General features: G+C 67.7%; 8 protein-coding genes and 1 pseudogene. All 9 read right to left on the bottom strand.

Annotated elements, in window-relative coordinates; genetic code table 11:
- The coding region (locus JHC57_RS18825) for a cell division protein FtsZ (RefSeq protein ID WP_294031988.1) at positions 1 to 633 on the bottom strand (633 nt) is incomplete at its 3' end.
- Positions 634 to 1,051: 418 nt separating this feature from the next.
- Positions 1,052 to 2,308 carry a cell division protein FtsA gene (ftsA, locus tag JHC57_RS18820; protein ID WP_294031986.1) on the bottom strand — a complete coding sequence of 419 codons (1,257 nt, stop codon included), beginning with the start codon at positions 2,306 to 2,308 and terminating at the stop codon, positions 1,052 to 1,054.
- A gap of 4 nt (positions 2,309 to 2,312) precedes the next feature.
- Positions 2,313 to 3,251 (bottom strand): cell division protein FtsQ/DivIB, encoded by a 939-nt coding sequence (locus JHC57_RS18815; RefSeq protein WP_294031985.1) that lies wholly within the window; start codon positions 3,249 to 3,251, stop codon positions 2,313 to 2,315.
- The gene (locus JHC57_RS18810) at positions 3,248 to 4,174 is read right to left on the bottom strand and encodes a D-alanine--D-alanine ligase (RefSeq protein WP_294031983.1); all 927 of its coding nucleotides are present in this window, start codon (positions 4,172 to 4,174) and stop codon (positions 3,248 to 3,250) included. The genes JHC57_RS18815 and JHC57_RS18810 overlap by 4 nt, the downstream gene beginning before the upstream one ends.
- A complete protein-coding gene (murB, locus tag JHC57_RS18805; protein WP_294031981.1) occupies positions 4,171 to 5,106 on the bottom strand; it encodes a UDP-N-acetylmuramate dehydrogenase in 936 nt (311 codons plus the stop codon). Before murB ends, JHC57_RS18810 begins: the two co-directional genes overlap by 4 nt.
- Complete coding sequence (gene murC, locus JHC57_RS18800; protein ID WP_294031990.1) at positions 5,103 to 6,533, bottom strand: UDP-N-acetylmuramate--L-alanine ligase; 1,431 nt, start codon at positions 6,531 to 6,533, stop codon at positions 5,103 to 5,105. Before murC ends, murB begins: the two co-directional genes overlap by 4 nt.
- On the bottom strand, positions 6,533 to 7,717 hold the full coding sequence (gene murG, locus JHC57_RS18795) for an undecaprenyldiphospho-muramoylpentapeptide beta-N-acetylglucosaminyltransferase (protein ID WP_294031979.1): 1,185 nt from the start codon (positions 7,715 to 7,717) through the stop codon (positions 6,533 to 6,535). Before murG ends, murC begins: the two co-directional genes overlap by 1 nt.
- A complete protein-coding gene (locus JHC57_RS18790) occupies positions 7,714 to 8,952 on the bottom strand; it encodes a putative peptidoglycan glycosyltransferase FtsW (protein ID WP_294031977.1) in 1,239 nt (412 codons plus the stop codon). Before JHC57_RS18790 ends, murG begins: the two co-directional genes overlap by 4 nt.
- A pseudogene (locus JHC57_RS18785) lies at positions 8,949 to 9,308 on the bottom strand (UDP-N-acetylmuramoyl-L-alanine--D-glutamate ligase); the annotation flags it as partial. The pseudogene JHC57_RS18785 and the gene JHC57_RS18790, both read right to left, overlap by 4 nt.

Genomic DNA, 9,308 nt, shown 5'->3' with positions numbered 1-9,308 from the left:
GTTGATGAGGCCGGGCATGACCATCAGGTCGGTGATGCCGCGCACGCCCTGCTGCAGCACTTCGTCGGCCATCGTGAACGCTTCCTTGAAGGTCGTGTTCGGGTTGGCGACGAGGAAGAGATTCTGGTTCGGGATGACGATCAGCGTGTCGACATGGTCCTGAAGCTCGGCGATGCCTGCTTCGGCCGACCGCATGCGGCGGTTGCCCTCGAAAGTGAAGGGCTTGGTCACCACGCCGACGGTCAGAATGCCGCGGTCGCGCGCCGCCTTGGCGATGACGGGGGCCGCGCCGGTGCCGGTGCCGCCGCCCATGCCCGCCGCGACGAAGCACATATGCGCGCCGTTCAGCGCCTCTTCGACCTGCGCGATGCTTTCCTCGGCCGCCGCACGGCCGACCTCGGGCCGCGAACCCGCGCCCAGACCCTGGGTGATCTGCGTCCCGAGCTGGATGCGCCGTTCGGCCGGCGAGGCATTGAGCGCCTGCGCATCGGTGTTGGCGACGACGAAATCGACGCCCTCGACGCGCGCCGCGATCATGTTTGCGATGGCATTGCCACCCGCGCCGCCGACGCCGATCACCGCGATGCGCGGCTTCAGCTCGTCGACCTGCGGCGGGCCAATATTGATGCTCATCAAATAGTCTCCCTGCAGCGGCGGACAGGTGCCGCTTCCCCAACCTTGCGACCCGACCGGGCGGTAGTCCGTCCGCCCGGTTTTCTGTTACCGCATTGCACTATTGTGACGTGGGAATCACCCAAAAAATTAACCTTTTCGTCGCGACGGGACCAAAAATTGCCACTGACGCGTTCGAGGCGTCGAAATGGCGAAGATATCGGCTTCGCGTGGCCGCCGCAGATGGTGGCTCCATCTGCAAGGCCGCGCGGGGACGAGATCGAAGCCATTTCGACGTCCCTTCGGGATTTGACCGATTTTGCCCATGGCCGCGTCAGCGAGCCTTGGAATATACTCATATGCCTGCGTCTCGCTTCCTTGCCCTGAACAAAATCGCTTCAAACCTCGAATGCGCCAGTGGCAACTTTTGGTCCCACCATCAAAAACTGCTTTTAAGTGCCGCCATGAGGCGATGGAGGATCGAAGTCCCCGCCGGCTTGTACACATCCTGTGCCATCATCGGCAGGTCGCGAAGGTCGACGGGGTCCGATGCGGCGTAGAGAACCAGACCCGCGAGCGTGGCGAAAGCGGGGCCACTATGCGCATCGGGCAGACCGTGCAAGCCGCGCGGCCGCCCGACGCGCGCCGCGCGTCCGAGCGCCACCTGCGTGTAGTCGGCGATGCCCTTGAGATCGGCGCCACCGCCGACCAGCACGACCTGACGCCCGATCGGGCCAACGAAATGCAGATCCTTCAGCGTCCGGCCGATCTCGCCCATCATCGCGTCGAGCCGCTGGCGGATCACCGCGACGAGTTGCGCGCGGGTGATGCGCGGGGAATCGCTGCCCGAAGGGGCACCGGGTTCGAGCTCGATGATCTCGTTGTTGTCGCGCGGGGACGCCGAGGCCGAGCCGTAGAAGCTCTGGAGCCGCTGCGCCTGGCTGCGGCGGATTCCGAAGGCCGAGGCGATATCGTCGGTGATGTCGCTCGCGCCGAAAGGCAGCGACGCCATTTCGACGAGCATGCCGCCGGCGTAGAGCGAGACGGTGGTGACCGCCGCGCCGAGCTCGACGAGCGCGACGCCGAGGTCGCGCTCCTCGTCCGACAGGCAGGCGAGCCCGGCGGCGATCGGTGACGCCACGACGGCGTTGACGTCGAGATGCGCCTGACGCACGGCCGCCTCGAGGTTCCGCACGGGCGCGCCGTCGGCCATGATGATGTGGATATCGACGCCGAGGCGGTCGGCGTGGAGACCGGTCGGGTTCTTGACGCCGGTCAGCCCGTCGAGCGTGTAGAGCGCGGGCTGCGCGTGCAGGATCATGCGGCCTTCGGGATCGATGCCCGCGCGGCCCGCGGCGAGCAGGTCGTCGATGTCCTCCTGCTCGATGCGGTGGCCGCCGAGTTCGCTTTCGATCGGCGCGACGTCGCTCAGAAGCCCGCCCGCCGAGAAGCTGACCCAGACGTCGTCGATGTTGAGACCCGCGATGCGCTCGGCCTGTTCGATCGCCTCGCGCACGACATGCTCGGTCTGCTCCATGTCGGCGACATAGCCGCGCTGGACGCCGCGGCTCTCGCGCTGGCCGGTGCCGAGCACGTGGAGCTGGCCGTCGGCGGTCTGCCCCGCGATCAGCGCGCAGACCTTCCACGACCCGACATCGAGCGCGGTGATGATCTTTTCGATGCGCGGCGGCGCCATCGCCCTATCCTTCGTTCGACTGCGCGACGGCGACGGCATCGACCGCGGCGCGCGCATCCTCGAGCTTCGCGGGAGCGACCTGTCCCTCGTGCGGCAGGCGGAGGACGAAGCGCGCGGGATCGCGCATGTCGAAGCGGAGGATGCCGCGGCCGAGCAGGCGGTTGGCGCCGTCCATATGCGCGAATTTGGCGAGCGCGGCCTTCGCCTCGGCCTCGCCTTCGGGCAGCGACAGCGTCTCGCCGCTGCGGAAGCGCAGATCCCAGCGCCGGTTGCCGACCCAGGTCGCGCCGGCGAGCAGTTCCTTGAGGCTGCTCGCTTCGGACAAAAGCCGGTCGAGGTCCTGCGAGCGCTGGTTCGCCCGCGGCCCGATGACGAGCGGCAGGTCGGGCATCGTCGCGACGGTGACGGGTTCGAGCACGACGCCCTTCTCGTCGATCAGCGACAGGCGGTTGTTATGCTGCCAGATCGCCGCCGGGGTGCGCTCGACGATGTCGACGACGAGCGTGTCGGGCAGGCGGCGCGACACGCGCGCATCCTTGATCCAGCCATATTTCATGAGGTCGCCGCGGACATCCTCGAGATCGACCGCCGCCATCGAGCGGTCCTTCTGCGCGAGCGCGATGTCATAGACCTTGAGCCGATCGATGCGGTCGGCGCCGACGACCTCGACCTTCTTCACCTGGAACCCCGCGCGACCGACCGCCTGCGCATATTCCTCGTGGATTTTCGCGGTCACGCCGGTCGCGTGCGCGGCGATCGCGGCGACCGCGCAGAGGCTGAGGCCGATTGTCCAGTTGGCGACCTTCTGGAGACTCTGCGGACTGATCGGCAGCGCGTTGATGATCGCGTTGAGGCGCGATTGCCGGACCTTCCGCCGCTTCTTCGGCGCGCGCGCCGGGCGGCGCGGCGGCGATTTCCCGCGTTTGATCTGCGTCCTGCTCATGACAACGCTTCCCCCACGATGCGTTCGACGAGTTCGGCATAGTCCATGCCGACGGCGCGCCCCTGTTCGGGCACGAGGCTGAGCGGCGTCATGCCGGGCTGGGTGTTGACCTCGAGCAGGAAGATGCCCGCGAGGCCATGTTCGTCGTCCCAGCGGAAATCGGAGCGCGAGGCGCCCTTGCAGCCGAGCAGGCGGTGCGCCTGGAGCGCGAGGTCCTTCATCCGCTGCGCGACGTCGGCGGGGACGTCGGCGGGACAGACATGTTCGGTGAGGCCATCGGTATATTTGGCATCATAGTCGTAGAAGCCCGACTTGACGCGCAGTTCGGTGACGGCGAGCGCGGTATCGCCCAAGACCGCGACGGTCAGTTCGCGGCCCTTGATGAAGGGTTCGGCGAGCAGGCGGTCGAACTCCTGCCACGGCCCGACGGCGTCGCGCGCGATCGGGTTGCCGTAATTGCTGTCGTCCCTGACGATCGCGACCCCGACCGACGAGCCTTCGTTTACGGGCTTCAGCACATAGGGGCGCGGCAAGGGGTCGATGGAAAAGAGGCTTTCGCTGTCGACCATGGTCCCCGTCGGCATGGGGATACCATGCGGCACGAGCGCCTGTTTCGTCAATTCCTTGTCGATTGCGATCACCGAGGTGACGAGCCCGCTGTGCGTATATTTGAGGCCCATCAGGTCGAGCATGCCCTGAACGGTGCCATCTTCACCCGGGACGCCGTGGAGCGCGTTGAACACGACGTCGGGTTTCGCCTCGGCGAGCCGCAAAGCGACGTTACGGTCCATGTCGATGCGCGTGACCTTGTGCCCGCGGCTTTCGAGCGCGTCAGCGACGCCATTGCCGCTCATCAGCGACACTTCGCGTTCGGCGGACCAGCCGCCCATCAGGACGGCGACATGCCACGGACCCCGGCTCACTTCTTCACTCCTACGCGCTCTTCCTTCGGCGCTTCGGCAAACATGCCTACGCGCTGAATTTCCCATTGCAGTTCGATGCCGCTCTTGTCCTTGACGCGGCGGCGGACTTCCTCGCCGAGCGCCTCGATATCGGCGCTCGTCGCATCGCCGGTGTTGATCAGGAAATTGGTGTGCTTCTCGCTGACCTGTGCGCCGCCGACGGCCAGGCCGCGGCAGCCGGCCTCGTCGACGAGCGCCCATGCCTTGTGGCCGTCGGGGTTCTTGAAGGTCGATCCGCCGGTTTTGGAACGAAGGGGCTGCGAGGCTTCGCGGCTCGCCGAGATGCGGTCCATTTCGGCCTGGATCGCGGCGGGTTCGCCGGGTCGGCCGCAGAAGGTCGCGCCGATCACCACCGCGCCCTCGGGCAGCTCGCTGTGGCGATAGGTGTAGCCGAGGTCGGCGAGCGGCAATGTTCTGCGTTCGCCGGTGCGCAACACGACGTCGGCGTCGATCAGGATATCCCTGACCTCGCCGCCATAGGCGCCGCCGTTCATTCGCACGAAACCGCCGACGGTGCCGGGGATCGAGCGCAGGAATTCCATGCCCGCGATGCCCGCGTCGCGCGCGGTCGAGGAAACGAGGATGCCCGACGCGCCGCCGCCGCAGCGCAGCGTCGTCGCATCGATCGTCTCGACCTTCGCAAAGGCCTTGCCCAGCCGGACGACGACGCCCGGAAAGCCGCCGTCGCGGACGATGAGATTCGAGCCGAGCCCGAGCGCCATCACCGGTACGGCCGGATCGAGGTCGCGCAGGAAATCGGCGAGGTCGTCCGCGTCCTTCGGTTCGAACAGCCAGTCGGCGGGGCCGCCCGATTTGAACCAGACGAGCGGCGCCAGCGGCGCCCTTGCCGTCAGCTTGCCGCGCACGGCCGGAAGGGTTTCGGCGGCGCTCATGCCGCCTCGACCGCAGCGGCGAGGCCCGCCGCCATTTTGGTGATATCGCCCGCGCCGAGACAGATGATCATATCGCCCGCGCCGAGTTCGCCCGCCCTGATGCTCGCGGCGATGCTCGCGGCCAGCGCGCCCGCATCGGCGACGACATGCGCGTGACGATGGCCACGGTCGCGCAGCCCTTCGGTCAGCGCGTCGGACGACACGCCGTCGATCGGGCTTTCGCCCGCGGCATAGACGGGCAGCGCGAGCACCATGTCGGCGTCGTTAAACGCCTGCTGGAAATCGTCCATATGATCGCGGAGGCGCGTGAAGCGGTGCGGCTGGACGACGCCGACGACACGCCCCGCCCCCGCGCCTTCGCGCGCGGCCGAGAGAACGGCACGGATTTCGACGGGATGGTGGGCGTAATCGTCGATCACCGTCACCACACCGTCGCCCGCCGCGATCTCGCCGACTCTGGTGAAGCGGCGCTTGACCCCGGCAAAGCCGTTGAACCCCGACGCGATCTTGTCGTCCGATACGCCCATGTGCAGCGCGACCGCCACGGCGGCGAGCGCATTCTGGACATTGTGACGTCCCGACATCGGCAGGTGAATGCCCTCGATCGTCCGGCTGTTCCCGTCGCGGTCGCGGACGACGACGTCGAAGCGGTTGCCGTCGGGGCCCGGCGTCACGTTGGTGCCGCGCACGTCCGCTTGGGCAGAGAAACCATAGGTCACGATGCGGCGGTCGCGGATGCGCGGGATGATCGCCTGCACCTCCGGATGGTCGAGGCAGAGCATCGCGGCGCCATAGAAGGGCACATTTTCGATGAATTCGACGAACGCGTCCTTGATCGCATCGAAGCTGCCATAATGATCGAGATGTTCGGGATCGATGTTGGTGACGACCGCGATCGTGCCGTCGAGGCGCAGGAAGCTGCCGTCGCTCTCGTCGGCCTCGACCACCATCCAGTCGCTGGCGCCGAGGCGCGCGTTCGAGCCGTAATTGTTGATGATGCCGCCGTTGATCACGGTCGGGTCGATCCCGCCCGCGTCGAGCAGCGCCGCGACGAGGCTGGTCGTCGTCGTCTTGCCGTGCGTGCCCGCAATGGCGACGGTCGATTTGAGGCGCATCAGCTCGGCGAGCATTTCGGCGCGGCGGACGAGCGGGATGCGGTGCGCAAGTGCGGCCTCGACCTCGGGGTTGCCGCGCTTGACCGCGGTCGAGGTGACGACGACCGCGACCCCGTCGACGTTCGACGCCTCGTGGCCGATCGCGACCTTGATCCCGCGCCTTCGCAATCCTTCGACGACGTAGCTGTCGGCGATGTCGCTACCCTGCACCTGATAGCCCAAATTGTGCATCACCTCGGCAATGCCCGACATGCCGATGCCGCCGATGCCGATGAAGTGGATGATGCCGATGTCGGTCGCAACGCCGCGCATCATTTGTCTCCCGCACGGGTGGCGGCGACGCCGCCGGCGACCGCTGCGCTGCGGGGCGACGCGCCGACGCGGATCACGTCCATCATCGGCGGCGCCGCGAGCGATTCGACGAGATCCGCAAGATCGCGCGTCGCGTTCGGCAGGCCGCAGCTCGCGGCGCGTTCGGCGGCTTCCTCGAGCGCGCCGGGTTCGAGCGCCATGCGCTGGATATGTTTCGCGACCTCGGCGGCGGTGAAATCGGGCTGCCGGAACGAAATCGCGCCGCCGGCCTCGACGAGGTCGACGACGTTGTAAGTCTGGTGATCGTCCATCGCGCTCGGATAGGGGACGAAGATCGCGGGGCGGCCGGCGCAGGCGAGTTCGGCGACGGTCGAGGCGCCCGCCCGCGCGATGACCATATGCGCCCAGCGCAGCCGCTCGGGGAAATCGGTGATGTAGGAGGCGCATTCGGCGGCGACGCCGAGTTCGGCATATTTGGCGCGCACCGCCTCGATATCGTCCTCGCGGCACTGCTGCACGACCTGCAGCCGGTCGAGAAGCGCGCGCGGCAGCATCGCGATCGCGGCGGGGACGACTTCGCTGAGCACGGTGGCGCCGAGGCTGCCACCGACGACGAGCAGGCGGAAGATGCCGTCCTCGGGCAGCGGCGGAAAACCGTCGTCGCGGATCGCTATGATTTCATCGCGCACCGGGTTGCCGGTGATGTGCAGCTTTGCCTCATGCCCCGCCGGAAAGCGCTGGATATTATGATAGGCGACCGCGACCGCATCGACGCGCGGCGCCATCATCCGGTTGACGCGGCCGAGAACGGCGTTCTGTTCGTGGAGCACGCGCGGGCGCTTCGTCGCGCCCGCCGCGAGCAGGCTGGGGAGCGAGGGATAGCCGCCGAAGCCGACCACCACGGCGGGATCGAACTCGTGAATGAGGTCGATGGCCATGCGGCGTCCCTTGCGGATCGCGAGCGCGGCCTTGAGCCAGCCGACGGGGCCGCCGTGGACGCGGCCCGCGGGAAGGACATGCGTTGCCATCCCGGCGGGCGCGCCGGGGATCCTGAGCCCGCGGTCGTCGCTGACCAGCGCGACGCGGTGCCCGCGCGAAATCAGCTCGCCGGCAAGAGCGTAGGCGGGCAGCATATGTCCCCCCGTCCCGCCGGCGGCGAGAAGGAAGTGGCGGGTTGCGGTCATTTCCTGTTCCAGTTTCGGGTCATCGATACCCGAGCCGCATAGGGGTTTCGCCGGGTCAGCGACAAGAGCAAACCCATGCCGATCGACAGAGCGATGAAGGACGAGCCGCCGTAGCTGATGAAAGGCAGCGTCATCCCCTTCGACGGAAAGATTTGCGTGTTCACCGCCATGTTGATCACCGCCTGTCCGCCGAACTGCGCGATCAGACCCGCGACGGCGAGGATCAGGAAGCTGTCCTCCTCGTCGAGCAGGCGGACGAGGACGCGGACGATGATCGCGAGATAGAGGACCGCGATCGCGATGCACGCGATCATCCCGAATTCCTCGCCGATCACCGAGAAGATATAGTCGGTGTGCGCTTCGGGAAGCTGGAACTTGGCGAGGCCCGCGCCGGGGCCGGTGCCGATGAGGCCGCCGGCGGTGAGCGTCGCATGCGCCTTGTCGACCTGGAAGCTGTCGCCCTCGGCGAAGAGCCAGATGTTGATGCGCTGCTGCGCGACGGGGTAGAAGAAATAGGCAAGCACGATGCCGACGACGCCGGCGCCCGCGAGCGCGCCCATGATCCGCATCGACAGGCCCGCGACGAGCACGAGCACGAACCAGGTCGCCGCGAAGATGATCGTCTGCCCGAGATCGGGCTGGCCCATCAGCAGCAGCGCGATGACGCCGGTGAGCGCGGCGGCGAGCGGCACGACGGGCAGGCTCTGGTCGTGGAGGCGCAGCGACAGCACCCACGCGAGCGAGACCGCGAAGAAGGGTTTGAGGAACTCCGACGGCTGGAGCCGGAACACCCCGCTGCCGAGCCAGCGCTGCGCGCCGTTCACCGAGGTGCCGACGAGCGGCACGAGGAAAAGCAGGGCGAGGAAGACGAGCGTGCCATAGATGGCGAAGCGCCGCGCCTGCGGCTTCGGCAGCATCGACACCATCAGCATCACGGGAACGCCGACGATCACCCACATAAGCTGGCGATAGAAATAATAGAGCGGGTCGAGCGAGGCGGTCGAGGTCGAGAGCTTTTGCGCCGCGACGGGCGATGCCGCCGCGACCGCGACGAGCCCGACCGCGACGAGGATCGAGACGAGCAGCAGGAGGACGCGGTCGATTTCCCAGAACCACAGGCCGAGCGGCGTGCGATCGGCGCGGCTGAGACGCGGGCCGCGGCGCTTCGTCGTGCGCGTCGCGGCGATCACCGGGCGTTCGGTTGCGCTCTCCATATTGTCCATCCCCCCGCTCATGCCCCGAGCGCCTGCACGAGCGCGCGGAAGGCATCGCCGCGCTGCTCATAATCCCTGAACTGGTCGAACGAGGCGCAGGCGGGCGACAGCAGGACGATATCGCCGGGCTTCGCCGCCGCGGCCGCCTGTTCCACCGCGGTCGCCAGATCGCCCGACCGTTCGACCGGAATCGCGTCGCCGATCTCGGCCGCGAAAGGCTCCATCGCCTCGCCGATCAGATAGGCACGCTTCACATGGCCGAACCACGGATGGCACGCCGCGAGCCCGTCGCCCTTGGCCTTGCCGCCGGCGATCCAGTGAAGACGCTGGTCCGGCGCCGGCGGAAATGCCGCCAGCGCCGGTGCAGCGGAAGCCGC

It is taken from the genome of Sphingopyxis sp. (assembly GCF_016463645.1).
GTDB lineage: Bacteria > Pseudomonadota > Alphaproteobacteria > Sphingomonadales > Sphingomonadaceae > Sphingopyxis.
The sequence above is the reverse complement of the archived record's forward strand: the minus strand, read 5'-3'. Positions and strand labels throughout refer to the sequence as shown.